Genomic DNA, 25,654 nt, shown 5'->3' with positions numbered 1-25,654 from the left:
AAGACATCGAGCCGTTCACTATTGGACAGCGCGTTCAACGATTCTGCCATCGGCGGGAGGAGCCAGGCGTGACCGACATCGCATCATCCGAGGCGAAGGCCTACGGCGTTCCACCCGTCAGCCGCGCGATCGCGGTGATGCGCTACATTGCCGCCGGCAACCGCTGCCGCAACCTGAGCCACGCCGCCAAGGCGCTCGGCATCAACCGGACGACGCTGATCCGGATCCTCGCCACGCTGGCGGAAGAGGACATGATCGAGGAGGTGCCCGATTCGGGCGGCTACCGTCTGGGCACCAGCCTGATCGCGCTGGCGGCGCAGTCGCTCAACGAGCGCGGCATCCTGCAGGTGTCGCGGCCGGTGCTGCGCAAGCTGGTCGACGACCTGAACCTGTCGGCGCATCTCGGCGTCATCGAGGGGCGCGAGATCATCTACCTGGCGCGCGAGACGCCGAACTCGCATCTGGCGAGCATGGTGCGCGAAGGGACACGGCTGCCGGCGCACGCCACCACGATCGGGCGGATTCTCCTGGCGCAGCTGCCGCGCGCTGCCCTGCACGAGCTCTACAGGGACGTCGAGCTGCCGGCCTATACCGACAAGACGCGCACCAGCCTCGCCGCTCTCGAGGAGCAGCTGGCCGCCGACCGGGCGCGCGGCGTGGCCTGGAGCGTCGGCTTCTTCGAGCCGGAGATCGGCTCGGCGGCGGCGGCGGTGCTCGACCACCAGGGCCGGGCCGTCGGCGGAATCAACGTGACCGGACATTCGAGCGCGTTCGCGCCGGGGAGCCCGGCGGCGGGCAGGATCGAGGAGACGCTGAAGCGGGCCGCGCGGTCGGTCTCCGAGGCGCTCGGCTATCGCGGCTGGGGCTCGGATCAGCTGTAGGTGTAGCCGAAGGCGATGCCGGTCTCGGGCAGGCCGAGCGGCGCATTGCCGCGGCGGGCGCGGCGGACCCAGACCCGGCCATGGGCCTGGACATCCTCGAAATCGGCCTCAGCCGGAAACGAGGCGCCGTCGGCCCAGAAACCGCCGAGCCATTCGGCGCCGGCAAAGCCGGTCTGACCCTGCAACGCCGCCTCGTGCAGCGAGAAGTTGCCGAAGCCGACCATGCCGGCGAAGTCGGCGCCGGCCGAGAAGCGCGCCCGGTCGAACAGGCCGATGCCGCGGAATTCCGTTTGGCGGAATGAGGCGTCCCGCGCGAAGCGGACATCCTCGAAGCGGGCGTCGTTGTGGAAGACGGCGCCGCCGAAGCGCGCCGGTCCGCCGAATTCGACGCCCCGGAACCAGGCGAGGCCGAGGAAGCGGGCGCCGGTGGCGTCGATGCCGGACGGGAAGCGCGCGCCGGAGAAGTCGACGCCCGTCAGGTCGAGACCGGCGAGATCGAGCGGACCGTCGACCGTCACGTCCCTCAGATCCACATGCCGGCCGTGCCGCCAGGGCGCGACGAGCGCATCGCGGATGGCGGCCGGATCCATCAGGCGTCCTCGCCGACGAGGCCGGCGGCCATTTCGATCACCTGCCTCGCCCAGGGGAAGGCGAGGTCTTCAGCCATGTCGGGGCCGGATGCGTCGTGCGTGACCCGCTCGCCGACCTGCACGGCACCGCGCGCGGCCATCAGCGCGGCGAGCTTCTCGCCGCCGCCGTTGAAGGTCTCGTGATACTCGCTGTCGCCGAGGCCGAAGACGGCGAAATGGATGCCGGAAAGATCCGGCGCCTTCGCCTCCACCGCCTTCGCGAAGGGCTGGGCGGAGGCGGGCAGGTCACCGTCGCCATAGGTCGACGAAACGAGGATGTAGAAGGTGCCGGCATCGAAGCCGGCCGGATCGAAGCCCGACAGGTTGGCGCAGCTGACGTCGTGGTCGCCTTCGAGTTCGCCGGCGAGGTCCTCGGCCAGCATCTCGGCATTGCCCGTCTCGGTTCCGTAGAGGACGGCGATCTTCATGGCTGCGTCTCCTTCTCGTCGGGGGCGGCCGCCAGCGAAAGCATCGCGGCGCGGCCGGTGATCTTGGCACGGCAGCGGCCCGCCGGCGGGGCGGCGGTTTCGGCCGCGTCGATGCGCGTCCAGCCGTCATAGGTGACGGTGCCGGGCAGGCAAGCGAGGACATCGCCGGGAATGGACGACGATGCGGGCGTGGCGTCGAGATCGGCGAGGATCACGGCCGCCAGCGCCTGCGCGTCGGCGCGGTTGTCGGGGATGGTGCCGCGCGGGCCGCGGGCGAACCAGCCGGCGCCGTAGAGACCCGGCGCCATGCGGACGGCGGCGCCGCTCTCTGCCGTCGCGGTCTCGCCGTCGAAGCCGATCGCGGTGAGGATGGACGTGGCGGGGAAGCGCTCCTCGCGGCCGTCGGGTGCGATGCAGAGGAGGCCGCTGACGCAACCATCGCCCTCGACCGCTATCGGCCGGCGAGCGAAGACGAAGCGGATGCGGCGCGGCCCGGCGCCGTGGCCATGGAGTGCGGACAGCGCCTCCAGCGTGCGGGCGCCCTCCTCCGTGCCGGCGGTTCCGAGATCGTCGACCGCGATCGACACGCCGGATAGCCTGCCGAGTTCTTTCAGCATCACCGCGTCGAAGCGCGCGGCGGCAGCCGGGGAGCGGCCGAGGATGGTGATCTCGTCGATACCGCTGCCGGCCAGCCAGGCCGTGGGGCCGGGTCCGAGGTCGGAGCCGTCGAGTTCCTCCGAGGTCTTGGCGAGCAGGCGAAGCAGGTCGATGGCGACATTGCCGTTGCCGACGATCAGCGGCCGGGGGCCGAGCGGCGGCAGCGGCTCGGCGTCGGGATGCTCGTAGAGCGCGCGGGTGATGCGGCCGGCGCCATGGACGCCCGGCAGGTCGTCGCCCGGGATGCCGAGCCTTCGGTCGGTGGACAGGCCGGTCGCGACCACGACGGCGTCGTAGGCTTCACGGAGCGCCTCGAGCGTGACGTCGCGGCCGACGGTCACGTTGCCGAAGAAGCGCGCGCCCTGGCGCTCGAACAGCCGGGCGAACTGGCGCGTGATCGCCTTGGTGCCCTGGTGGTCGGCCGCCACGCCGTAGCGGACGAGGCCGTAGGGCACCGGCAGGCGGTCGAGGATGTCGACGCGCAGATCCGGGCGCGCCTTCAACAGCGCCTGCGCGACGAAGCAGCCGGACGGGCCGGCGCCGAGGATGGCGACGCGGCGGCTCATCGGATCGCCTCCCCCGCCCAGGGATGCGGCGCGCCGGACAGGTCGTGGTAGACGCTCTTCTGCGTCATGTAGGCGCGCAGGCCCTCGCGGCCCTTCTCGCGGCCGAGCCCGCTCTCGCCGTCGCCGCCGAAGGGCGTGGAGATCGAGAACTGCTTGTAGGTGTTGACCCAGACGGTGCCGGCGCGGATGGCCCTGCCGACGCGCATGGCCCTTGGAAAGTCGCGCGTCCAGAGACCACAGGCGAGGCCGTAGTCGTTGTCGTTGGCCTGCGCGATCACGTCGGCCTCGTCGTCGAAGGGGATGACGACGAGCACCGGGCCGAAGACCTCCTCGCGGCAGATGCGGGCCGTGTTGGCGACGCCGGCGAGGATCGTCGGCAGGTAGTAGGCGCCGCCGTCGTAGGCCGGGCCTTCGGGCGCCGCGCCGCCGCAGAGCACTTCGGCGCCCTCGTTCCGCGCCAACTGGACATAGGCCGCGACGCTGTCGCGGTGCGTCGGATGGACCAGCGGCGCCACCTGCGTGGCGGGATCGAAGGGATGGCCGACCTTCAGCTTGCGGGTCGCCGCGACCAGCCGCTCGACGAAGCCGTCGTGGATCGACCGTTCGACGAAGAGCCGCGAGCCGGCGATGCAGCTCTGGCCGGTCGAGGAGAAGATGCCGAACAGCACGCCGGCCAGCGCCACGTCCATGTCGGCATCGGCGAAGACGATGGTCGGCGACTTGCCGCCGAGTTCCAGGCTGATCGGCATCAGCTTCTCGGCCGCCTTGCGGGCGAGCGCGCGGCCGGTCGAGGTGCCGCCGGTGAAGCTGACGCGGCCGATGTCGGGATGCTCGACGAGCAGGTTGCCGATCTCGGAGCCGGCGCCGGGCAGCACCGAGAACAGGCCGGCCGGCAGGCCGGCAGCCTCGACGATGCGGGCGAGTTCGAGCGCCACAAGCGGCGACCACGAGGCCGGCTTGAGCAGCACGGCGTTGCCGGCGGCGAGCGCGGGCGCGACCTTCTGCGCGTCGGACGCGATCGGCGAGTTCCACGGCGTGATGGCGGCGACGAGGCCGATCGGCTCGTGCAGGGAGAGCGTCAGCGCGTCGCCGCGCTGGACGGTGGCGAGGTCGTCGGATGTTTCGAGCACGGCGCCGTAGTAGCGGAAGGTGCCGGCCGCGGAGGCCGCGAGCGCGCGGGTCTCGCGCAGCGTCTTGCCGGTGTCGCGGGTCTGGATGAAGGCGATGCGCTCGACATTCGCCTCGATGCCGTCGGCGATACGGTGGAGGAAGCGCGCGCGCTCGTGCGACTTCAGCCGCCGCCAGGCCGGATCGGCCTGCGCGGCCTTCGCACGCGCGATGGCCCGCTCGCCGTCGGCGATGGAGGCGCCGCGCAGCACGCGGTTGACCGAGCCGTCGGCCGGAAAGATCGAGACGATCTCGGCGCCGGTGCCCTCTTCCCAGACGCCGCCGACGAAGAGGCGGCCATCGGGCAGGTCGATCGCATGAGCATCCATCAGATCACCACCGGTCCCTGCCTGTTCCTGATCTCGCGCAGCACGCTCATGATGGTGGCGAGCGAGGTCTTCGCATTGCCCGAAGGGGCGTTCTCGATGCGCATGGTCACCAGCGCCACCGGCGACACGGCCTCGAATTCGTGCACGTTGCCGGAAGCCGCCGGATCGGCGACGAGGACGACCCGCGTCGCGTCAAAGCCGGCGCCGGCGAGTGCCAGCGTCGCGGCGACGTTGGCGTTCTTCGGATAGGCGGTCGCCGCCGCGCGCGCGCTGCCCTCGAAGATCACGGCGGGGCGGTCGAGCGCGGCGAGATCGACGACGGTTTCGGCCGGCGTGCCGGCCCAGGCCTTCGGCGGCTTGGTGCCGGTGTAGCGCACCTGCACGTCCCCGCCGGCCCGGAGCGCGGACAGGATGTCGATGCCGCCGACGGCGCCGGCCGGCAGGATCATCCGGGCGCCGCCGGCTGCCGCCGCCTCGCGGAGACGGGCGTGGAGCGCCTCGTCGGCCAGCGCGCCGATCGAGACCACGACGACGTCGAGCCCCGCATGGAGCAGCGGCGGGACGAAGGCGTCGACGGCGGAATGGCCGGCGCATTCGACGACGAAATCGGGCCGAGCGGCGAGCAGCGCATCGACGGTCGTGACGGCGGCGACCGGAATGGCGCCGTCGTCGAACGATGCCGGCACGTCCGCCGCGCGGCCGGGCCGCACCAGCACGGCGACGGCCTCGATGCCCGAGACCGCGCCGAGATGTCCGGCGAGCGTGCGGGCGATGGTGCCGTATCCGATCAGGCCGAGGCGCATGGGATCAGTCCGTCTTGCCGGCGGCACCTGCCGGCGGACCGGCGAAGCTCTGGGCGAAGGGGCCGATGGCGACCATGTCGATCTCGATCAGCTGCGGCCCCTCGGCGGCGAGCGCCGCCCGCAGCACGTCGCCGAAGGCCTCGACGTCGTCGACGCGGTGGTGCGGCATGCCGATCGAGGCACAGAAGAGCTTGAAATCCGGCACGGCGATCTTGGAATAGTGCCGGCGGCTGCCGTATTGCGCGTCCTGGATGTTCTGGATGACGCCGTAGGCCTGGTCGTTCATCATCACGTAGACCAGCGGCGCGGCCTCGTCGACGGCGGTGATCATCTCGGCGAGGCCGAGCATGGTACCACCGTCGCCGAGCAGCGTGATCGCCTTGGTACCCTTCGAGGCGAGCGCCGCGCCGATGCCCATCGCGACGCCCTGGCCGATGCCGCCGCCGAGTGCATGCACGCCCTGGCGGGGATCGGTGAGCCGGACATAGCGGTTGCCGAAGGTGGAGTTGGAGATGGTGACGTCGCGCACCCAGGCATGGCCACCTGCCGCCACCGTCTCCGACAGCGTGTCGGCGACGACGAAATAGGCGCCGATCTGGTCGCGCATGCGCCCCTCGGCGGTGGCGCGGGCCTGGGCGATGTCGAAGAACAGGTCCGGGTCGGTGTCGAGCTTCGCCGGCAGGCGCTCCAGCAGGCGGGCGAGCGTGTCGGCGGCATCGCCATGGGCGAAGATGTCGACGGGATAGTTGCGGCCGCCCTGCGAGGCCTCGGCGTCGATCTGGAGAAGCGGCGACGGCAGCTGCAGCTCGTTGTTGCGCGTCTCGTTGCCGCGCAGGCGCGAGCCGACGACCAGCATCAGGTCGCAGCTCGCGTAGAGCTTCTCGGCCTCCGGCGTCATGTTGAAGGCGCCGAGATTGCCCGACGAGGCCTCCGAAACGACGGCGCGGCCGTTGGTGGAGGTGACCACGCCCATGCCGCGCCGGTGCAGCTCGGTCGCCTCCGCCACAGCGCCACGGGCGCCGCCGCCGAGCCAGAGCAGCGGCCGGCGGGCGCGCAGGATGCGCTCGGCGAGGTCGTCGATGACGGCGTCCGAGGCGCGCGGCCGCTGCGGCAGCGGCGGGTGGATGCGGGCGACGCCGCGGGCCGGCGTCCGCTGCACGTCGACGGGGATTTCGAGGCTGACCGGGCCGGTCGGCGCCGAGATCGCCGCGGAGACGGCGGCCGTCAGCGCGCCGATCGCGCCGTTGGCGTCCCAGAGGCGGTAGACGGCCTTCGAGATGCCGCGCAGCATCTCGGGCTGGCGCGGCACGTCGTGGATCGCGGCGCGGTCGCGGTCGGCATAGGCGAGATCGACCTGGCTGGTGATGTGCAGCACCGGCGCGCCGGCGGTCAGGGCTTCGGCCTGTGCCCCGGCGGCATTGCCGGCGGCGGTGCCGGTGGAGGTGATGCAGACGCCGAGCGTGCCGGAGACGCGGGCATAGGCGTCGGCCATGTTCATGGCGCCCGCCTCGCCGCGCGCAGGGACGAAGCGGATGCGGCCCTGCCGCGCGACCGCGTCGAGGATCGGCATGTTGTGGATCGAGATCACGCCGAACATGACCGTGACGCCGACGTCGGCGAGATAGCGTGCGATGAAGTCGCCGACGGTCTCGGCCTGCACGAGGGATTCCATCTTCATAATGTCCGGCCTCAGATGTGTCGCGACAGCCCGCCCGAAACCTCGAGCTGGGCGCCTGTGATGTAGCTGGCCGCGCGCGATCCGAGGAACGCGATGGCCGCGGCCGCCTCGGCGGGATTGCCGAGCCGGCCAAGCGGAATGCCCTTGCGCGCGGCGAGCGCGCCGTACCAGTCTGCCCGGGACTGGGTCTTGTCCTCGCGGGCGTCGTAGCGCCGGTTCCACTGGCCGGAATCGACGAGGCCGAGCAGGATCGAGTTCACCCGGACGTGGGGCGCGAACTCGACGCTGAGCGATTTCAACAGGTTCTGGACGCCGGCTCGCGCGGAGGACGTGCAGACCATGTGCGGCTCGGGCTGGTAGGCGAGCAGCGAATTGACCGCGACGATGGCGCCCTTGGAGGCCTTCAGCATCGGCAGGAAGGCGCGGGCCGGGTAGATCTGGCTGAACAGCTTCAGTTCGTATTCGGCGCGCCAGTCGGCATCGGCGGTTTCGGCGAAGGTCGAGACGCGGCCCTGCCCGGCATTGTTGACGAGCAGGTCGCAGCGCCCGAACGTCGCCTCGACCTCGCCGGCGAAGGCCTTGACCGCCGCCTCGTCGAGCACCGACAGCGCCCGGGCGAGCACACGGCCGGCACCGAACGCGGCGGCGAGCTCCGCCTCGACGGCCCGCAGCCGCGCTTCGTCGCGGGCGCAGAAGGCGACGTTCGCGCCGCTGTCGAGCAGCAGGCGCACGGTCGCGAGGCCGATGCCCGACGAGCCGCCGGTGACGACGGCGACCTGATCCCCGTAGCCGTAGTCCATCACGTGGCCTCTGCCATGCGCAGGTCCGGGAAGCCGGGATCGGGCCTGCCCTGCATGACGGCGCGCTGCGCAGGCGTGGGCGGGCCCGCGGTCATCCAGCGGTCCATCGCCTCGGGATCGTTGCGCGACCAGACCTGCGCCTCATGCGTCGCCTCGTCGATCTGCTGCAGTTCGGAGGTGAACTCGATGCAGAAGCCCGACGGCGAGACGAAATAGGCGAAGGGATTGTTGCCGGGACCATGGCGGCCCGGTCCCCAGGTCGGCACGTGACCCTTCTGCTTCATGCGCCCGATGCCGCGCATGAACTCGTTGATGGTCGGCATCTCGAAGGCGACGTGGTTGACGCTGGCATAGGCGTTGCGGACGAGCGCGATCGAGTGGTGATCGGTGTTGCAGCGCAGGAAGACCATCTGGTCGGCCGAATAGTCCGAGACGCGGAAGCCGAGCACGTCGGTGTAGAACTGCTGCACGCCTTCCATGTCGGCGGTGTTGAGGACGACGTGGGAGACCTTGCGGGGCTTGGCCCATTCCGGCTCCTCGTCGTGCCGGCGCGCCTCGGTGCGGAAGCGCAGGCGGCGGTTGTCGGGATCGATGAGCTCGAAGCCGTAGCCGCCGACCCAGTCGTCGAAGGGTGCCGGGCGACCGACGACGGAGGCGCCGCGCGCGACGACCTGGGCGAACAGCGCGTCCATGGAGGCGCGGTCGCGCATGGCGAAGTGGATGTATTCGATGCCGAAGACCGGCCCGTCCTTGAGGCCGTAGAGATAGGCCTCGGGACCGGTGCCGCGCAGCAGGGCCAGGCCGTCCTCCTTGTGGGCGAGACGCAGGCCCCACATGTCCTCGTAGAAGGGCAGCGTGGCGGTGATGCCCGGCCCGCGCATCATGATGCCGCGGAGACTTTCGACCCGGACGGTATCGGTCATGACGTGATCCTCATTTCCTAGCGGACGGTTTCGGGCACGGCGGCGAGCAGCCGCGCCAGCGCGTCCGGCCGTTCATGTGCGATGGCATGGCCCGTCTGCGGCACCTCGACGAAGCGTCCGCGCCACGGCGTGCGCAACGCATCATAGGCGCAGCGCGCACCGTCGGCGGGCGTGACGCGGTCGTCGGCGCCGACGACGACGTCGACGGGCACGGTGATCTGGGCGATGTCGTCGAGCAGGCGACCGGCCGAGAGCATGCGGGCGGCCTGGGCATAGCCCGGAAGACGCACCTGGCTCATGGCGCGGCGCACCGCCTCGACATGGGCGGGATTGGCGTCCGGCTCGAAGACGAGGCGGGCGGCGCGGCGGGCGGCGAATTCCTCCGGTCCCTCGATGCCGAGATCGTCGATCCGCGCCTGGGCCGACGCGCTGAGCACGTTGCCGCGCGGAATGCCGTGGCCCAGCGCCGGCGACGCGAGCACCAGATGGTCGACCCGGTCGCGCCGGGCCGCAGTGAAGGCGGCGGCCATCAGGGCGCCGAGCGAATGGCCGAGCAGGCTGACGCGGCGGATGCCCAGCTCGTCGAGCATCGCGGCCAGCGCCTCGGCATAGTCGCGGGCGAGCGGCCAGTCGCCGGCAAGCGGTTCGGAGCGGCCGTAGCCCGGCGCGTTCCAGGCGAGGATGCGCCAGTCGGCCGGCAGTTCGGCCATCAGCGGCAGGAAGGAGGAGGCGTTGCTGCCGATGCCGTGCAGAAGCACGCAGGCCGGGCCGTCCCCTGCCCGCTCGGCGAGTTCGACCGGGCCGACCATGCGAAGCGCGAGGTTCTGAACGGCGGTCATGTGAAGACGAACCCGTTGTTGACCGGAAGCACCTGCCCGGTCAGCGCCAGCGCGCCTTCGGAGAGCAGGAAGGCGATGGTGGCGGTCACCTCCTCGGGTGCCTGCGGGCCGGGAACGGCGCGACCCTCCGCGTAGAGGCGGTGGCGGGCTTCCGGCACGTAGTCGGTGGAGGGCGTCGTCAGGATGCCCGGCGCGATGGCGGTGACACCGACGCGGTCGGGCCCGAATTCGCGGGCGAGCGAGCGCGTCATGGAGATGATCGCGCCCTTGCTGGCGACGTAGGAGAGAAGCCGCGGCGCGCCCCAGAGCGCGGTGTCGGAGGCGACGTTGACGACGCGGCCGGAGCCGCTGGCACGCAGTTGCGGCGCGACCGCCTTCGTCAGGAGCCAGGTGCCGCGGACGTTGACGCGCAGGACGCGGTCCCAGCTGTCGATCTCGATCTCCTCGAAGCCGATGCCGCCGATGCCGGTGGCGATGGCGCCGTTATTGACCAGACCGTGCAGCGCCCCGCCGGTCGTCGCACCGACCGCGCCGGCAAGCGCCTCGATCGAGGTGGGCTCGCCGAGATCGACGGGAAGGAACGCGGCGTCGAGCGCGGCAGCGACCGCGCGCCCCTCCTCCTCGGCGATGTCGGCCAGGACGAGCCGCGCGCCTCTCTCGGCGAGCGCCTTCGCGACGGTCGCGCCGAGGCCGCGCGCGGCGCCCGTCACCAGGATATGGCGGCCCTCGAGGCTCATTCGGCCGCGACCTTCAACGCGAGCTCGGCCTCGATCTGGCTCTTGGCGGCCCTGGTCAGGAGCTGGCGGACGCGGCTGACGCCAAGATCGTGCTGGTAGAGCATCTCGCGCTTGCGGGCGTCGTCGGGCATGCCTTCGAGCATGACGCGGTCCTGCTCGAGCACGTTCCAGTGGTTCTCCTCGAGCTGCGCCCTGTAGAGGAAGCGCCAGCTCTCGCGAGCCAGGCCCGACACCTGGCGCAGGCGCCAGAAGAAGACCTTGCAGGTGCGCTCGTCGATCGGCGTCGTGAAGCCGACGATGCGCATGAAGCCGCCCGGACCCGCCGCCGGCGGATAGGGGATGTCGAGAAAGCAGAACATGTTGCCGGGATGGATCTCGAACTCCGTCCAGTCGAAGTTCTCGCCGACCTGGCCGACGCGGCTGACGCGGAAGCCGGCCTCGGTCTTGTCGAGCTGCATCAGGTCCTGCTTGGAACCGAAGGCGAGCGTGAAGCTCTCCGAATGCAGGTAGCAGCCGTGCATGGGGTCGGCGAGATTGTCGAGCGCATAGCGGTAGTTGGTCTCCCAGACCGAGGTGCAGAGGAAGCCGGCCCAGTCGTCGCCCGTCAGTTCCTTCGGCAGCACCAGCGCGGGTGCGACCGGTTGCTCGACGGAGGGAATGTAGACGAAGACGGCGTCGTTGGCCTCGGTGACCTCGAAGCTCTCGAGTGCCTTGCGGCCCTCCAGCGCGCATTCGGGCATGGCGGGCACGCGCTTCACCACGCCGTCGCCATCGACGATCACGCCGTGATAGCGGCAGCCGATGTTGCCCTCGTGGACCTCGCCGTAGGAGAGCGGCGCGCCGCGGTGCGGGCAGAAATCCTCGATGCAGCGGATGGCGCCCGACTGGTCGCGCCACAGCACCACCTTCCGGCCAAGCAGCTTCGCGCCATAGGGCTTCGTCGCCTTGACCTCGACGGATTTGGCCACGGGGTACCACTGGCCGAGCAGGCCCTGGTTCACCCGCTCCTCGATCAGCGCTTTCTTGTCGATGACGGTCATCGTCGTCTCCTGGATTGGCCGCTCAGTGTTCTGCTTTGGGGAGATAGTGCAGGATCTTCTCCTCGACGCGGGCGAGCACCGTGTAGAGGACGATCCCGATCAGCGTCAGGAACAGGATGGCGTTGAAGACCATCGCCGCATTGGCCTGGCCGCCGCCATAGGAGATCAGGAAGCCGAGGCCGGTGTTGCCGCCCACGAGTTCGCCGACCGTCACGCCGATCACCGCGAGCGTCGAGGCGATCCGCAGGCCGGCCATGAGGTTGGGCAGCGTCGACGGCATCTCGATCTTGCGGAAAATGCCCCAGCGCGACAGCTTGTAGGCGCGCGCCAGGTTGACGAGGTCGCGGTCGACCGTGCGCATGGCCTGCAGCACGTTGACCATCACCGGGAAGAAGACGATCAGCACGGTGACGAGCAGCTTGGGCATGGCGTTGTAGCCGAACCACATGATGAACAACGGCGCGAAGGCGACCTTCGGCGCGATCTGCAGGGCCAGGATGTAGGGCGACAGCACCTTCTCCCAGAAGGCCGACATGCCGAGCAGGTAGCCCATCACGGCGCCGAGCGCGCTGCCGATGGCGAAGCCGAGCACGGTGTAGAACGCCGTCGACATCGTGTGGCCGAACAGCCGTTCCTGGAACCACATGCGCTTCAGTTCGACGAGGCAGTCGCTCACCGTCGGAATGATGAATTTCGGCACGTCGAGCGCCGGCGGGAGGAACTCCCACAGCAGGAGGAAGCCCGCGAGGATGCCGAGGCTCGCAAGCAGCGTGCCGTGTCGGGCAAGCGAGAAGCTCCGGCGGGGCTTCGCGCCGGCCGGGACGCGGGTCCCGGCCTGCTGAGCAGCGACAGCCATTACTGGATGAACTCGTTGGTGTAGAGGTTCTCGACGGGCACGGCGGTCTGCACGATGCCGTTGTCGACGTAGAACTTCTGCACCTTGGCGATACGCTCCGGATCGAACGAGCCGAGCGGCTGGTTTTCGCCCTCCGGATAGACCAGCTTGGCGTAGGCGCGCATGATGCCCTCGATCTGCGCCTCCTTGCCGGCGTGCTGCGGCATGAAGCTGACATAGTCGGCCGCGGCCTTGGCCGGATCGGTGGTGATGTCCTCGATGCCCCTGAGCACGGCGCCGACGAAGCCCTTCACCATCTCGGGACGCTCGGCGATCGTCTTGTCGGAGGCGATGATGGCCTGCGCCATGGCCGGGAACACGGTGTCCACGGGCATCTCGTCGAGTTCGACGCCGGCGGCCCGGATGGCGGCGATCCATTCCGGCACGCCGGACATGGCGTCGAGATCACCGGAGATCATCAGCTGGATGATGCCGCCGGGTCCGACCGCCTGGATGTCGGCATCGCCCTTCGAGAGGCTTTCGGAAGCGAGCACGCCGAGCAGGTTGTAATAGGTGGTGTCCTGGAAGGCGAGCACGCCGATCTTCTTGCCGGCGAGATCCTTCGGGCCGGTGATGCCGCGGTCCTTGCGCCAGGCGATCTGGGTCAGGCCGCGGCCGCCGAGCAGCGCCACGCCGCGGATGTCGAGGCCGTTGGCCCGCACGATGATCGGCGTGTCGCCGATGCCGCCGCCCATGTCGGCATTGCCGACCGCGACCTGGGTCGCCACGTCGGCGCCGCCCTTGCCGACCTGGAAGGTGACGTCGAGGCCGGCTTCCTTGAAGTAGCCCTTGCCCTTGGCGAGCTGGAACGGGGCGAAGGCGGGCAGGAAGTCCGGTGCCGGGAAGAGATAGGTGACGGCTTCGTCGGCGAAGGCGGCTGTCGCCGAAAAGGCGATCGCCATGGCAGCGACGGCGTTGCGCAGATAATGTCTCATGAAGTTCCCCTGGTCTCGTTGACGTTTCTGGTGGTTACAGCGCCTTCTCCTCGAGCTTCAGGTGCCCGAAGAGTTCGGCGGCGTATCGGCTCACTTCCGGCAGCACGCGCCGCTTCAGCGGCTGGTCGCGGTGCGGAAGGTCGATCCTGATCTCGGCGACGATCGTGCCCGGACGTTCCGAGAGGACGAGGATCCGGTCGGACATCAGCACGGCCTCGGCGAGGTCGTGGGTGATCAGCAGCGTGGTCTTGCCCGCCGCCGCGATGGTGCCGCCGAAAGAGTTCTGCAGCAGAAGCTTGGTCTGCGCGTCGAGAGCCGAGAACGGCTCGTCGAGCAGGATGATCTCGGGATCGATCGCCAGGGTGCGGGCAAGGGCTGCGCGCTGGCGCATGCCGCCGGACAGCTGGTAGGGAAAATGGTTCTCGAAGCCGGCGAGGTGGCAGTGGCGCAGTTCCTTCATGGCCCGCTCACGCCGCTCCGCCTTGCCGACGCCCCTCGCCTCAAGGCCGAACTCGACGTTGGCGACGATGCTGCGCCAGGGCAGCAGCAGGTCCTTCTGCAGCATGAAGCCGACATGGGCGTTGGGGCCGACGACGCGTTCGTCGCTGACGAAGACCTCGCCGCGGGTCGGCTGGTAGAGGCCGGCAGTCATCGACAGGATCGTCGACTTGCCGCATCCCGACGGGCCGACGATGGAGACGAACTCGCCTTCCTCGACCCGGAAATTGATGTCGCGTACGGCGGTCAGCGGATTGTCGGGATTGGTGACGAAATCCTTGCTGACGCCGCGGTACTCAAGCGCCATAGCCATGCTCCGCATAGGCCGCGTCGAGATCGGCGTTGATGCCGGAAAGTTCGGCTTCGAGGAGCGAAACGGACCAGTCGACGGAGCCGGAACGGGGTGCGGCGACGGCACGCCGCGACAGTTCGGCCGCGACGGCGCCGAACTCCTGCGTTCCGGTCCGGTAGATGTCCATCAGCGCGGCGGCGAAGCCCGCTTCGGCCTCCGTCAGGGCCCGTCCGCGCGACTGGTGCGCCAGCGCAGGGCGGCTGGTGTCGCGGGCGCGTCGTGACAGGCGGTCCTTGAAGGCATCCATGGCGGCTCTCGCTGTGTGTTCACATATGAACGATCTGTTCATATTATGATGAGCCAGCGCGACGGGCCTGTCAAGAAGCTTCGTGAAGCGTCGCCCGTCGGGTCCGGATGCGCCCGAAGCCGCGACATTGACAGGTCCTGCATCAGCACATAGCATAATGTGAACACTTCGTGCATATTTGAACACTCCTGAAAATGAGAGGCCTGACATGAGGATCGTCGTTGCGGGTGGGGGCGTCGGCGGCATGACGGTCGCGCTGGCTCTCCAGAAGGCCGGGCATTCCGTCGCCATCTGCGAACAGGCCGGAGCCTATGGCCAGATCGGCGCCGACGTGAACCTGACGCCCAATGCCGTCCACGCGCTCGACGGGCTCGGCCTGCGCTCTGCCCTGGAGGAGACCGCGGCGCGGCCAGAGTTCCGGATCAGCCGCACCGGCGACGGCGGCGAGGAGACGTCGCGCCTGCCGATGTCGGCGGCGGCGGAGGCGAAGTACGGCGCCCCGCAGCTCACCATCCACCGCGCCGACCTTCTCGACGCGCTGCGCGCGGCGCTTGCGCCGGGAACGATCCGGCTCGGCGCCCGGGCCGCGGGCGTGGAGCAGGACGAACAAGGGGCAGTGCTCGTGCTGGCCGATGGCGCGCGCGTGGCGGGGGACCTCGTGATCGGCGCGGACGGCATCCATTCCGTCGTGCGCGCCGCGCTGTTCGGCCCTGACCATCCGCGATTCACCGGCCTCGTCTCGTGGCGCGGCACGGTGCCGCGCGAAAGGCTGGCCGGCATCCCCGATCTCGACAGCTTCACGAAATGGTGGGGGCAGAGCTCCGACCACCAGATCGTCACCTTCCCGCTGCGCAAGGGCGCCGAGATCTTCGTCTTCGCCACGACGCCGCTCGACGGCTGGAGCGAGGAAGGCTGGACGCTGCCCGGCGACGTCGCCGAGCTGCGCGCTGCCTATGCCGATTTCCACCCGCACGCCCGGGCCTTGCTCGCCGCCTGCGAGACCGTCACCCGCTCGGCGCTGCACGTGCGCGATCCCATGCCGCAATGGTCGAAGGGCCGCGTGACGGTGCTCGGCGACGCCGCCCACCCGATGGTGCCCTTCATGGCGCAGGGCGCCTGCATGGCGATCGAGGACGGCGTGGTGCTGGCAAGGGCGGTCGACGCCAATCCCGACGTGCCATCCGCGCTTTCCGCCTACGAGGCGGCGCGGCGCGAGCGGACCGCGCGGGTGCAGGAGGGCTCGCTCGCCAACGACTGGCTGCGGCAGGGCGGCAATGCGGACTGGGTCTATGCCTACGACGCGTGGGCCGTTCCGGTCGGCGACAGGCAGGCCGCCTGAGGGGCAGGCCCCTCCCCGCCGCCGGACAACGCGGCCACCCGGATGCAGAAAGGGCGCCTCATGGGCGCCCTTTCGATTTCAGGAGTGTGGAAGCCCGAGGCTCCCGCCGATCACTCGACGATGGTGGCGACGATGCCCGAGCCGACGGTGCGGCCGCCTTCACGGATGGCGAAGCGCAGCTTCTCCTCCATGGCGATCGGCACGATCAGCGTCACGTCCACGGCCAGGTTGTCGCCCGGCATCACCATCTCCGTGCCTTCCGGCAGCGTCACCACGCCCGTCACGTCGGTCGTGCGGAAGTAGAACTGCGGACGGTAGTTCGTGAAGAACGGCGTGTGGCGGCCGCCCTCGTCCTTGGTCAGGATGTAGACCTCGGCCTTGAACTTGGTGTGCGGCTTCACCGAGCCCGGCTTGCACAGCACCTGCCCGCGCTCCACGCCCTCGCGGTCCACGCCGCGCAGCAGCGCGCCGATGTTGTCGCCCGCCTGGCCCTGGTCGAGCAGCTTGCGGAACATCTCCACGCCCGTCACCGTCGTCGACGTCGTCGGGCGGATGCCCACGATCTCGACCGTCTCGCCGACCTTCACGATGCCGCGCTCGACGCGGCCCGTCACCACCGTGCCGCGGCCAGAGATCGAGAACACGTCCTCGATCGGCATCAGGAAGGGCTGGTCGACCGGGCGCTCGGGCGTCGGGATGTAGGCGTCGACCGCCTCCATCAGCTTGCGCACCGCGTCCTCGCCGATCTCCTTCTGCTTGTCCTCGAGCGCGCACACGGCCGAGCCCGGAACGATCGGGATCTCGTCGCCCGGGAACTCGTACATCGACAGGAGCTCGCGAACCTCGAGCTCCACCAGCTCCAGAAGCTCCGGATCGTCGACCAGGTCGACCTTGTTCAGGAACACCACGATCGACGGAACGCCGACCTGGCGGGCGAGCAGGATGTGCTCGCGCGTCTGCGGCATCGGGCCGTCGGCGGCCGAAACCACCAGGATCGCGCCGTCCATCTGTGCGGCACCGGTGATCATGTTCTTCACGTAGTCGGCGTGGCCCGGGCAGTCGACGTGGGCGTAGTGACGCGCCGCCGTCTCGTATTCCACGTGCGCCGTCGAGATCGTGATGCCGCGCGCCTTCTCCTCCGGAGCGGCGTCGATCTGGTCGTACGCCTTGAACTCGCCGAAGTACTTCGTGATCGCAGCCGTCAGGGACGTCTTGCCATGGTCGACGTGACCGATCGTGCCGATGTTCACATGAGGCTTGGTGCGCTCGAATTTACCTTTTGCCATGTCTCTTTCCCTGGACGGCCGTTGCCGGCCTGTTGCGGTTGCCGCGCGCTTAGCCTCAACCGGCGAAAAACACAAGAGGGAGCGGGGTGCCGGACCGGCCTGCTGCAGGCGCGCGACCGGCAACGGAAGATCCCGTCGCAATGAACCAGCCGTGGAGCGATATCTCTCCTTGCGCGTTTCGGCCCCGGCAGGGAGCAACATCATGGCAAAGAAGGCACGCAAGGTCGACCTCGACCACCTCGAGCGGGTGGTGGAAGAGATCGTCCGGCGGATGGACGTCATCGAGGAGTTCAGCAAGGCAGCGGATCATGTGGAGGGGCTCGGCGGGATGGAGACCGACCGCTTCGGTATCGCCGTTGCCACGGTCGACGGGGCTCTGGTTCTCGGCGGAGATGCCGAAGTTCCGTTTCCGATCCAGAGCATATCGAAGGTCTTCGCCCTCACGCTCGCCCTGCGCGCCTTCGGCGACGCGGTCTGGAAGCGTGTCGGCCGCGAACCCTCCGGCGATCCGTTCAACTCGATCGTCGATCTCGAACGCCACAAGGGTATTCCGCGCAATCCCTTCATCAATCCCGGTGCGCTGGTGGTCTGCGACATCGTGCTCGGTCGGGCAAAGGACCACGGCGGACATGCCGACGTGCGCGCCTTCCTCGAGCATCACGTGGGGGAGAAGAAGCTGGGGCGGCGAGACGAGATCGTGACGGAAGATGGCAAGGGCGCCGGCTTCCAGAACCGGGCGATGGCCAATCTCGCGAAAGCGTTCGACAATCTCCACCATGACGTTGAGGCCGTGATGAAGCTCTATGCGGAGCAATGCGCCATCGAGCTGTCCTGCCGCCAGCTGGCGCTCGCGGGACGCTATCTCATGCATGACGGTATCGACGGCAAGGCGGAGGACCCGCAGGCCGATGCCAGACTGTCTCGCCGCATCAACGCCCTGATGATGACCTGCGGCCAGTATGACGGTTCGGGCGAATTCGCCTACCGGGTCGGCCTGCCGGCCAAGAGCGGCGTCGGCGGCGGCATCCTCGCCATAGCTCCCGACATCGCATCCATCGCCGTCTGGTCGCCGACGCTCGACGAGAACGGCAACTCGCTTCTGGGCACACTGGCATTGGAGCAGCTCACCACACGCATGGGTTGGTCGGTCTTCGGCTAGAGCAGTCGCGCGGCGCCGGGCGGGCGCAGCGCGGGCCGGCGATGCCGCGGCCAAGGCTGCGCCCCGGCATGTGCCGCCGCGGCGGCGTGACGGTCACGGCCGAGACCGCGCCGTGACCGCGCGACGGGTCGGTGCCGTCAAATCACCCCCGCCGCGGCCATCGCCTTCGGCGTGGAGCTGCCCAGCGCCTTGTTCACTGCCGGGATGATCTTCTCGCCCCAGATCTCGATCTGCTTCAGCATGGTCTTCTGGTCGAAGTCGCCGAGCTGGGTCTGGACGGCGATCTGGTCCGGCTTCAGGATCTCGATCTCCTCCAGCAGCCGGTCGATCACCCGGTTGACGCTGCCGACCGGGAGGTTCTGTCGCAATGTCTCGAAGGAGAGATCCTTCTGGGTCGGCGTCTCCTTGAGCATGTAGCCGTCCTCGCTCTGCTGGCGGCGCTGGTGCAGCGCCTCCGAGAGCCGGCGCTGGAACCGCGCGTTCTCCAGATAGCTTTCGACCTCGGCCTCGTTTTCGCTGGCATAGCAGCAGCGCAGCAGGGCGACCTTCACGTCGCCAACCTGCTTCTTCTCGGCCGCGGCCGCCTGTTCGAGCATCGCGCGCAGGCCGGCGATGGCGTCCAGACCGCCATGCAGGGCGGTGACGAAGAGGTTGTGCCCCTCGCGGAAGCCCCGGCCCATGCTGCGCGGCGACCCGGCTGCGATCCAGATCGGCGGGGTGGGCTTCTGGATGGTGCGCACGGAGATCGCCGTCGGCGGGATCCGGATGTGCGTGCCTTCGTGCTCGAAGATCTTCTGGTTGAGGCCCTTCAGGATGATGTCGAGATATTCGGAGAAGACCGCCGGCGCCTGGTCGACGTCGACGCCGAAGCGCTCGAACTCGAACTGCTGGTAGCCGGAGCCGACCCCGAGTTCGAGCCTGCCGTCGGAGACGATGTCGGCGAAGCCGATCTCGGAGAGAAGTCGCTGCGGCTGGTAGAGCGGCAGCACGCAGACGGCCGTGCCGAGCCGGATCGTGCGGGTGACGCCGGCCAGATGCGCGACCATCATGAGCGGCGACGGCACGAGGCTGTAGTTGTTGAAATGGTGCTCGGCGAACCAGGCGGTGTGGAAGCCCGCCTTCTCGGACGTGACGGCCTGCTCGATGGAGTTCTTCAGCACGACGTCGGACGGCTGGTGGTAGCCGCGCTGCGCGGCGAGGATGAAGGTTCCGAATTCCATGACGTTTCCTCGATGCTTTCTCAGTTCACGAACGGCGTGCCGATGCGGCGAGCCTCAGGGCCGGCGCTCGACATGGGCGCGGATGGCGTTCGACGCGTCGTCGACCCATCCCTTGCCGGCGGCATAGGCGACCATCGCGCGGTAGGCTTCACGCCATTCCGCCGTGTCGGGCGCGCCCGGCAGAGCGGGCACGAGGTCGACGCCGATCAGGACGTTGCCATCGTCGACGAAGCGGATTCCGGCGATCGCCGGACGCGATTCGGCATGGCCGGACAGCCGCAGCTTGAAGCCCCTGACGTCGTCGGGTTCGAGCAGCCGCAGGCCGGCCGCGGGAGAATGGTCGACGATCATACGCTTTCTCCTATTCCGTCTCGTCTGCCGGCTCGCTGGCGACGCCGGCATTGCCGAAGGCGGTCCAGCCGCCGTCGACGTAGAGGATCGAGCCGTTGACGTAGGACGCGGCCGGCGAGGCCAGGAAGAGGACGGCATCGGCGACGTCACCCGGACGGCCCATGTCGCCCATCGGGATGCGGCGACGGATGGCGCCCGCGTCGATCCGCCCGGCCGTTTCGAGGGCCGCGACCCCGGGCGTGCGGATATAGCCCGGCGCGACCGTGGCGGTGCGGATCCCCTGCGGGCCGAGTTCGGCGGCCATGCAGCGCGTGAGGATGTCGATGCCCGCCTTCGAGGCGCCGTAGGCATGGCGGGGCGAAAACGGCAGGAAGGTGTTGATCGAGCCGACGTTGAGGATCATCGAACCGCGCCGCATCCTCTTCAGCGCCTCGCGGGTGCACAGGAAGGCGCCGGCGAGATTGACGTCGAGCACGGCTTCGAGGTCGGCCGGCCCCTGGTCGAGCGCCGGCTTGAACCCGTCGGCCACCGCCGCGTCGTTGACGAGCAGATCGATGCGGCCGAAGCGGGCGGCGATGTCGGCGAAGACGGCGACCACCTGGTCTTCCGAGGTGACGTCGAGGGCGTAGCCGGCATGCGGCGCGCCGAGCGAGCCAGCCACCGCCCGGGCGCCCTCCCCGTCGCGGTCGGCAGCGACCACGGTGTCGCCATTGGCGGCGAAGGACCGCGCGATCGCCTCGCCGATGCCGCGCGCGGCACCCGTGACCACCACGACGCGGCCGGTCGCGGCCATGTCGGGACGCGACAGTTCGTCCGGCGGCGTGCCGTCGACGGGCGGATGCGCCTCGCCCGGCTGATTGAACGATGCCCAGCCGCCGTCGACCGCCAGAACCGCTCCGGTGACGTAACGGGCATGGTCGGAGGCGAGGAAGCGGGCGGCATGGGCGATCTCGTCGGGGCGGGCCATCCGGCCGACCGGAACGCGGCGGCGCACGGCGGCGAGGTCGGCCCTGCCGGTGCGCTCCAGTTCGGCGACCATCGGCGTGCGCACGTAGCCCGGCGCGACCGCGCTGACGCGAATGCCGCGCGCGGCCCATTCGCATGCGAGCGACTTCGTGAACGAGATCAGCCCGGCCTTGGAGGCGGCATAGGCATTGCGGCGCGGATTGCCGAGCACGCCGGCAAGCGAGGCGATGTTGACGACGACGCCGCCCGGCTTCATGCGCCGCACCGCTTCGCGCGCCATCACGAAGGGACCGACGAGGTTGACGCCGATCGCCTTGCGGAAGGCGTCGAGCCCGGTATCGACGGTGGCCGCCATGGTCGGGCCCATCGCGGCGTTGTTGACCAGCGCGTCGACCCGGTCGAAGCGCTGGTCGATGCGGGCGTAGAGCGCGAGGATGTCGGCTTCCGACGAGACGTCGCAGGTCAGCCCGAGGTGGCTGGGACCGAGTTGCTCCGCCAGCGCGACGACGTCCGAGCCCGGCAGGTCCACGGCGACGACCGTATCGCCGTCATCGGCGAAGAGCCCGGCGAGCGACCGCCCGATACCCCCCGCAGCCCCCGTCACGATGACGATCCTGCCCGTCTCGACCATGTCCGTATCCTCCCCGGCCGGCGCGCGTCAGGTGACGGGCGCGAGGCGACGGAACGAGCCGTCGCGATAGATCAGTCCTTCCTGGTCGAGCGATTCCGCCGCCACGACCCGGCCGAAATAGATGCTGTGGGTACCCGACGCGATGCAGTTCTCGACGAGGCAGTCGAAACTCGCCAGAGCGCCTTCCAGAACCGGAGCGCCGGTGGCCTGCACCTGCCAGCGGCCCTCGCCGAACCGCTCCTCGGGGCTGAGCTTGGAGGTGGAGAACAGACGCGCGACGACGTGCTGTTGCTCCGTCAGGAAATTCACGGCGAAGACGCCGCTCTCGGCGATGATGGCTTCGGCGGACGCGCCCTTGTTGACGCAGGCCAGAAGCACCGGCGGGCTGGCCGAGACGGAGCAGACCGCGGTGGCGGTCAGGCCGTTGATGCGGCTGCCGGCGCGCGAGGTGATGACGGCGACCGAACTCGCGACCTGGCGCATGGCCATCTTGAACGCGGTTTCCTCGATGCCTGCGGGCAGTGCCTTCCCGGCCGCCCACGCCGCAGGCTCGCCGGGCACGGGACCGACGTCGGAGAGCGATGCGTCCGGCGATCGTGTCCTGCTCACGGATTTCACGCTCCCTGGCTGATCGTCACGCCGCGCCCTGCCGGACGCGCGCCTCTTCGGGCCGACCGGCTGCACGCGGGACCGTCACGAGGCCGCCGACGGGGCCGGCCGCGCCGTCGCGGCCTTGCGGATCGCGGCATAGATGGCGTCGTCCGGGAAGGCCGCGCCGATCGGCCGGCGCGGACCGAAGCGCGTGGCCTCGTCCTCGGAGGGCGGCTGCTGTTCCTCGACCCAGTCGTAGGCCACCACGCGGTCGGCCACCCGCCACTCTCCGCCCCGCTTCTCGAAGCGGTCGCAGTAGCGGCCGGCGAGCAGATACTGGCGCACCGTCCCCGACCCGTCTGGGCCGCGCTGCAGAGCGTTGAAATAGCTCTCCACGACTGCAACCTCCGGACCGGCGAACTCGATCAGGATGTTGGAGACCTGGTGGACGTTGCGGGGGCCCTTGCGGAAGACCTCCAGCGCATGCCGGATGAATCCGTCCGCCGGCCCGACATAGGCGCCATGGCAGTCGTGCGCGTCCTCCCAGTAGGAGGAGCGCAGTGCCGCCTCGTCTGCGCGGTCGATGCCGCGGCAGTAGCGGAAGATGCAGTCGCGGATCGCCTCCCGGTCGAGCAGTTCCGTCAGCTTGGCGTCGTCCATGCACGTCTCTCCGGTCATTCCCTCAGGCCCTCGGCACGATCAGCGCATCCAGCGCGACGAGCCCCCTGCCCCGCTCCAGCACCCGCACCGGGTTCAGGTCGATGCTCTCGATGCCCGCGGCATTGGCGGCGGCGAAGCGCGACAGGTCCGACAGCATCCGCGCCAGCGCGTCGACGTCGGCAGGTGGGGCACCGCGGACGCCTTCGAGCATGGGAAAGCCGCGGATCTCGCGGATCATGCGGTGCGCCTCGGCGACGTCGAAAGGCGCGGCGCGGAAGGTGACGTCCTTCAGCACCTCGACGAAGACGCCGCCGAGGCCGAACATCACCACCGGGCCGAAGGCCGGGTCGCTGGTCACCCCGGCGATGACCTCGACGCCGCCAGCGATCATCGGCGAGACGAGCAGGCCGTCGATCCGCGCGTCCGGACGATGCTTGGCGGCCCTCGCGAGGATCTCGGCGGCGGCGGCCCGCGCTTCCGCCTCGTCCTTCGGGCCGACGATCACGCCGCCGATCTCGGTCTTGTGGGCGATGTCGGGCGAGGCGATCTTGACGACGACCGGGAAGCCGATCGCGGCAGCGGCGGCACCGGCGTCCTCCCCCACCCTCACCAGCGCCTCCTGCGGGAACGGGATGCCGGCGGCCGACAGGATTCGCTTGGCCTCGTGCTCACCGATCGCGTCCCTGCCGATCGCGACGGGCTCGGCCGCGGGAACCTGCCCGTGCGCGGCCTTCGCCTGATCGAAGGAGCGGCGGAAGTGGACGAGCGCCCCGAGCGCGTTCATCAGGGCGGTGCCGTCCTCGTGGACGAGAAAGCCCTTCTCCTCGTAGGAGCGGACGATCTCCGGCGGTGCCGACATGGTGAGCGCCATGATGGTGCCGCGCGAGGCGGCGGACGCCGTCTCCAGCACCTCGCGCAGCCGGCCCGCGAAGGTGGGGCTCGCCGGACCGCTGCCGAAGATGCCCGTGAAGAAATCGTAGCCACCCTTCTCCAGCATCGCCGCGACGTATTTCGTCATCAGCGGCAGGTCGGTGAGCGCCTGCGCCGTCGCGTCGACCGGATTGCGCGGCGAGGCGTAGGGCAGCATCGCCTTCAGCTCGGCCTGCGCCTCCTCCGGCATGGGCGCCACGTCGAGGCCGGCGGCCTCGGCGTCGTCGGCCATCTGGATGCCGAAGCCGCCCGACAGGGTGAAGATGCCGAGCGTGTTGCCGGCCGGATAGAGGCCGCGCGAGCAGGCATAGGCGACGTCGAGCTGTTCGGCGGTGGTCTTCGCCCGCCAGACGCCGTACTGGCGGAACACCGCGTCGAAGACGGCGTCGGAGCCGGCGAGCGCGGCCGTGTGCGAGCTCACCGCATGCGCGCCGACCTCGGAGCGGCCGACCTTCATGAAGACGATCGCCTTCTCGCGTTCGCGCGCCACTTCGAGCGCCTCGACAAAGGCGTCGCGGTTGCGGATGCCTTCGGCGTAGGCCATCACGACGTTGACGTCCGGCTGCTCGACCATCCAGCGCAGCGCCTCGGCGACGTCGACGTCGCATTCGTTTCCGGTGGTGATCCAGTGGCCGATGCCGAGCCCGCGCTGGCGTGCCAGATGGGCGATGTGCGAGCCGTAGGCGCCGCTCTGCGACACGACGCCGACAGGACCGGGCGCGATGAAGGCGCCGTCCAGGATCGCCGAAAAGGTGCCGTAGTAGCCGGTCGCCGAACTGAACACGCCAAGACAGTTGGGGCCGAGCAGGCGCATGCCGCTCTCGCGGGCGATGCCGGTCATCTGGTCCTGGATCGCCCGGCCCGCCTCGTCGGTCTCGGCGAAACCGGCGGTGAAGACGATCGCCGCCTTGACCTTGCGGTCGGCGCAGGCACGCACGGCGTCGAGCGTTCCCGACGCCGGGACGGCGAGGATCGCGACATCGGGCGTTTCCGGCAGGTCGGCGATGGAGGCATAGGCGCGCAGGCCCTGCACGGTGTCTCGCTTCGGATTCACCGGATAGACGGCGCCGCGATAGCCGCCCTCGCGCAGATAGCGCAGCGGCCGGCCGCCGATGCGCTGGGCATCGTCGGAGGCGCCGACGAGGGCGATCGAGTTCGGCGCGAGCAGGGCCGAGAGCGCGTCGGTACGGTCGAGCATCAGGAGGCCTTCGCGATCGTTTCGGTCGTTTCGCCGAAGCGGGTCTCGGGCAGACCGCGGACTCCCAGCCCTTCGATGGCGAAGAGGCAGCCGCCCTGCGGATGGCGCGAGATCGCGCGGCCGGAGCCGGAATCCTTGATCGAGGTGACGTAGAGCGTCGAGAGGTCGTCGCCGCCGAAAGCGACGCAGGAAGGCATGTCGGTCGGTGCCTCGATCATGCGGTCGAGCTTGCCGGCGGGCGTGAAGCGGGCGATCTTGCCAACCTGTACCAGGCAGACCCAGATGCAGCCGTCGGCATCGACGGTGGCGCCGTCCGGGCCCGAATCCCATGGGTTCGTGTCGACGAGCAGGCGCGGATCTCCCACCGGCGTGTCGCCCGGACCGTAGGAGAAGGCGCGGATGGCGCGATCGAGGCTGTCGGCGAAATACATCGTACGGCCGTCGGGACTGAAGCAGAGCGCGTTGAAGATGCGGATGCCGGTGGCGAAGACCTCGGAGCGTCCGTCGCGGTCGACGCGCCAGAGCTTGCCGAGCGGATCGGCGTGCACGCCCATCGTGCCGCACAGGAAGCGGCCGAAGCGGTCGTTCTTGCCGTCGTTGAAGCGGACCCTGGGGTCGGGTTCCGGCTTGAAGATCGGACTGAAGGCGCCCGTGTCGAGGTCGAGTTCCCATATGCCGTCGGCGAGGCCGGCGACCAGCGTCCGGCCGGCGCCGAGCGCGATCGAGCCGACCATCGAGGGCGTCTTCCAGGACCGGAACGCACCCGTGGCGGGATCATGCGCGTGGATCAGCCGCGAGACGCCGTCGACCCAGTAGAGGGTGCGGTCGCGACCGTCCCAGACGGGGCTCTCGCCCAACAGATCAGCGTCCCGCGAGACGAGATGGAACTTCGGGTTCATGGACATGCCTTGGAGGATCG

General features: G+C 69.7%; 26 protein-coding genes. 3 read left to right on the top strand and 23 right to left on the bottom strand.

The window, feature by feature from the left end:
* Positions 1-68 precede the first annotated feature (68 nt).
* Complete coding sequence (locus IAI54_RS04635; protein ID WP_235679250.1) at positions 69-881, top strand: IclR family transcriptional regulator; 813 nt, start codon at positions 69-71, stop codon at positions 879-881.
* On the opposite strand, the gene IAI54_RS04630 is transcribed toward IAI54_RS04635, so the two are convergent.
* From IAI54_RS04630 to IAI54_RS04560, 15 genes are read right to left on the bottom strand one after another with little or no spacing between them, the layout of a single operon-like run.
* Positions 872-1,471, bottom strand: a complete 600-nt coding sequence (locus tag IAI54_RS04630) for a pentapeptide repeat-containing protein (protein WP_187971240.1) — start codon at positions 1,469-1,471, stop codon at positions 872-874. The two genes, IAI54_RS04635 and IAI54_RS04630, sit on opposite strands and share 10 nt — an antisense overlap.
* Positions 1,471-1,938 carry a flavodoxin domain-containing protein gene (locus IAI54_RS04625; RefSeq protein ID WP_187971239.1) on the bottom strand — a complete coding sequence of 156 codons (468 nt, stop codon included), beginning with the start codon at positions 1,936-1,938 and terminating at the stop codon, positions 1,471-1,473. Before IAI54_RS04625 ends, IAI54_RS04630 begins: the two co-directional genes overlap by 1 nt.
* The gene (locus IAI54_RS04620; RefSeq protein WP_187971238.1) at positions 1,935-3,161 is read right to left on the bottom strand and encodes an FAD-dependent oxidoreductase; all 1,227 of its coding nucleotides are present in this window, start codon (positions 3,159-3,161) and stop codon (positions 1,935-1,937) included. Before IAI54_RS04620 ends, IAI54_RS04625 begins: the two co-directional genes overlap by 4 nt.
* On the bottom strand, positions 3,158-4,657 hold the full coding sequence (locus IAI54_RS04615) for an aldehyde dehydrogenase family protein (RefSeq protein ID WP_187971237.1): 1,500 nt from the start codon (positions 4,655-4,657) through the stop codon (positions 3,158-3,160). The genes IAI54_RS04620 and IAI54_RS04615 overlap by 4 nt, the downstream gene beginning before the upstream one ends.
* Positions 4,657-5,460 (bottom strand): aspartate dehydrogenase, encoded by an 804-nt coding sequence (locus IAI54_RS04610; RefSeq protein ID WP_187971236.1) that lies wholly within the window; start codon positions 5,458-5,460, stop codon positions 4,657-4,659. The genes IAI54_RS04615 and IAI54_RS04610 overlap by 1 nt, the downstream gene beginning before the upstream one ends.
* A 4-nt stretch (positions 5,461-5,464) precedes the next feature.
* Positions 5,465-7,132 (bottom strand): thiamine pyrophosphate-binding protein, encoded by a 1,668-nt coding sequence (locus IAI54_RS04605; protein ID WP_235679249.1) that lies wholly within the window; start codon positions 7,130-7,132, stop codon positions 5,465-5,467.
* 17 nt (positions 7,133-7,149) lie between these two features.
* Complete coding sequence (locus IAI54_RS04600; protein ID WP_187971234.1) at positions 7,150-7,938, bottom strand: SDR family oxidoreductase; 789 nt, start codon at positions 7,936-7,938, stop codon at positions 7,150-7,152.
* Positions 7,938-8,861 (bottom strand): VOC family protein, encoded by a 924-nt coding sequence (locus tag IAI54_RS04595; RefSeq protein ID WP_187971233.1) that lies wholly within the window; start codon positions 8,859-8,861, stop codon positions 7,938-7,940. Before IAI54_RS04595 ends, IAI54_RS04600 begins: the two co-directional genes overlap by 1 nt.
* 17 nt (positions 8,862-8,878) lie before the next feature.
* Positions 8,879-9,700, bottom strand: coding sequence for an alpha/beta fold hydrolase (locus IAI54_RS04590; protein WP_235679248.1), 822 nt, complete (start codon positions 9,698-9,700; stop codon positions 8,879-8,881).
* Positions 9,697-10,437 (bottom strand): SDR family oxidoreductase, encoded by a 741-nt coding sequence (locus IAI54_RS04585; RefSeq protein WP_187971232.1) that lies wholly within the window; start codon positions 10,435-10,437, stop codon positions 9,697-9,699. The genes IAI54_RS04590 and IAI54_RS04585 overlap by 4 nt, the downstream gene beginning before the upstream one ends.
* A complete protein-coding gene (locus tag IAI54_RS04580) occupies positions 10,434-11,477 on the bottom strand; it encodes an aromatic ring-hydroxylating oxygenase subunit alpha (protein WP_187971231.1) in 1,044 nt (347 codons plus the stop codon). Before IAI54_RS04580 ends, IAI54_RS04585 begins: the two co-directional genes overlap by 4 nt.
* A 22-nt stretch (positions 11,478-11,499) precedes the next feature.
* A complete protein-coding gene (locus IAI54_RS04575) occupies positions 11,500-12,333 on the bottom strand; it encodes an ABC transporter permease (protein WP_187971230.1) in 834 nt (277 codons plus the stop codon).
* Positions 12,333-13,307, bottom strand: coding sequence for an ABC transporter substrate-binding protein (locus tag IAI54_RS04570; protein WP_187971229.1), 975 nt, complete (start codon positions 13,305-13,307; stop codon positions 12,333-12,335). Before IAI54_RS04570 ends, IAI54_RS04575 begins: the two co-directional genes overlap by 1 nt.
* A gap of 34 nt (positions 13,308-13,341) precedes the next feature.
* A complete protein-coding gene (locus IAI54_RS04565) occupies positions 13,342-14,112 on the bottom strand; it encodes an ABC transporter ATP-binding protein (protein WP_187971228.1) in 771 nt (256 codons plus the stop codon).
* Entirely contained in the window at positions 14,102-14,404 is a 303-nt protein-coding gene (locus tag IAI54_RS04560) for a recombinase-like helix-turn-helix domain-containing protein (RefSeq protein ID WP_187971227.1), read from the bottom strand. Before IAI54_RS04560 ends, IAI54_RS04565 begins: the two co-directional genes overlap by 11 nt.
* Before the next feature lie 208 nt (positions 14,405-14,612).
* Between IAI54_RS04560 and IAI54_RS04555 the strand changes: the two genes are divergently transcribed.
* A complete protein-coding gene (locus IAI54_RS04555; RefSeq protein WP_187971226.1) occupies positions 14,613-15,743 on the top strand; it encodes an FAD-dependent monooxygenase in 1,131 nt (376 codons plus the stop codon).
* 110 nt (positions 15,744-15,853) lie between these two features.
* Here IAI54_RS04555 and tuf read toward each other — a convergent pair whose 3' ends face one another.
* On the bottom strand, positions 15,854-17,029 hold the full coding sequence (gene tuf, locus IAI54_RS04550; protein ID WP_187971225.1) for an elongation factor Tu: 1,176 nt from the start codon (positions 17,027-17,029) through the stop codon (positions 15,854-15,856).
* A gap of 202 nt (positions 17,030-17,231) precedes the next feature.
* On the opposite strand from tuf, the gene IAI54_RS04545 reads away from it, so the two are divergent.
* Positions 17,232-18,188, top strand: coding sequence for a glutaminase (locus tag IAI54_RS04545; protein ID WP_187971224.1), 957 nt, complete (start codon positions 17,232-17,234; stop codon positions 18,186-18,188).
* A gap of 137 nt (positions 18,189-18,325) precedes the next feature.
* On the opposite strand, the gene IAI54_RS04540 is transcribed toward IAI54_RS04545, so the two are convergent.
* From IAI54_RS04540 to IAI54_RS04510, 7 genes are all read right to left on the bottom strand, one after another.
* On the bottom strand, positions 18,326-19,408 hold the full coding sequence (locus IAI54_RS04540; protein ID WP_187971223.1) for an LLM class flavin-dependent oxidoreductase: 1,083 nt from the start codon (positions 19,406-19,408) through the stop codon (positions 18,326-18,328).
* A gap of 54 nt (positions 19,409-19,462) precedes the next feature.
* Entirely contained in the window at positions 19,463-19,759 is a 297-nt protein-coding gene (locus tag IAI54_RS04535) for a hypothetical protein (RefSeq protein WP_187971222.1), read from the bottom strand.
* 10 nt (positions 19,760-19,769) lie between these two features.
* Positions 19,770-21,356: an SDR family oxidoreductase gene (locus IAI54_RS04530; protein ID WP_187971221.1), complete on the bottom strand. Its 1,587-nt coding sequence runs from the start codon at positions 21,354-21,356 to the stop codon at positions 19,770-19,772.
* A 27-nt stretch (positions 21,357-21,383) separates the two neighbouring features.
* The gene (locus tag IAI54_RS04525) at positions 21,384-21,965 is read right to left on the bottom strand and encodes a flavin reductase family protein (protein ID WP_210321210.1); all 582 of its coding nucleotides are present in this window, start codon (positions 21,963-21,965) and stop codon (positions 21,384-21,386) included.
* 84 nt (positions 21,966-22,049) lie between these two features.
* Positions 22,050-22,607: a nuclear transport factor 2 family protein gene (locus IAI54_RS04520; protein WP_187971220.1), complete on the bottom strand. Its 558-nt coding sequence runs from the start codon at positions 22,605-22,607 to the stop codon at positions 22,050-22,052.
* Positions 22,608-22,629: 22 nt separating this feature from the next.
* Complete coding sequence (locus IAI54_RS04515; RefSeq protein ID WP_187971219.1) at positions 22,630-24,735, bottom strand: acetate--CoA ligase family protein; 2,106 nt, start codon at positions 24,733-24,735, stop codon at positions 22,630-22,632.
* Positions 24,735-25,634 carry an SMP-30/gluconolactonase/LRE family protein gene (locus IAI54_RS04510; RefSeq protein ID WP_187971218.1) on the bottom strand — a complete coding sequence of 300 codons (900 nt, stop codon included), beginning with the start codon at positions 25,632-25,634 and terminating at the stop codon, positions 24,735-24,737. Before IAI54_RS04510 ends, IAI54_RS04515 begins: the two co-directional genes overlap by 1 nt.
* Between the last annotated feature and the right edge of the window lie 20 nt (positions 25,635-25,654).

Source organism: Aquibium microcysteis, assembly GCF_014495845.1.
In the GTDB taxonomy this organism is placed as follows: Bacteria; Pseudomonadota; Alphaproteobacteria; order Rhizobiales; family Rhizobiaceae; genus Aquibium; species Aquibium microcysteis.
Note: the sequence above shows the minus strand (reverse complement) of the source record. Positions and strands in the feature narration are given on the sequence as shown.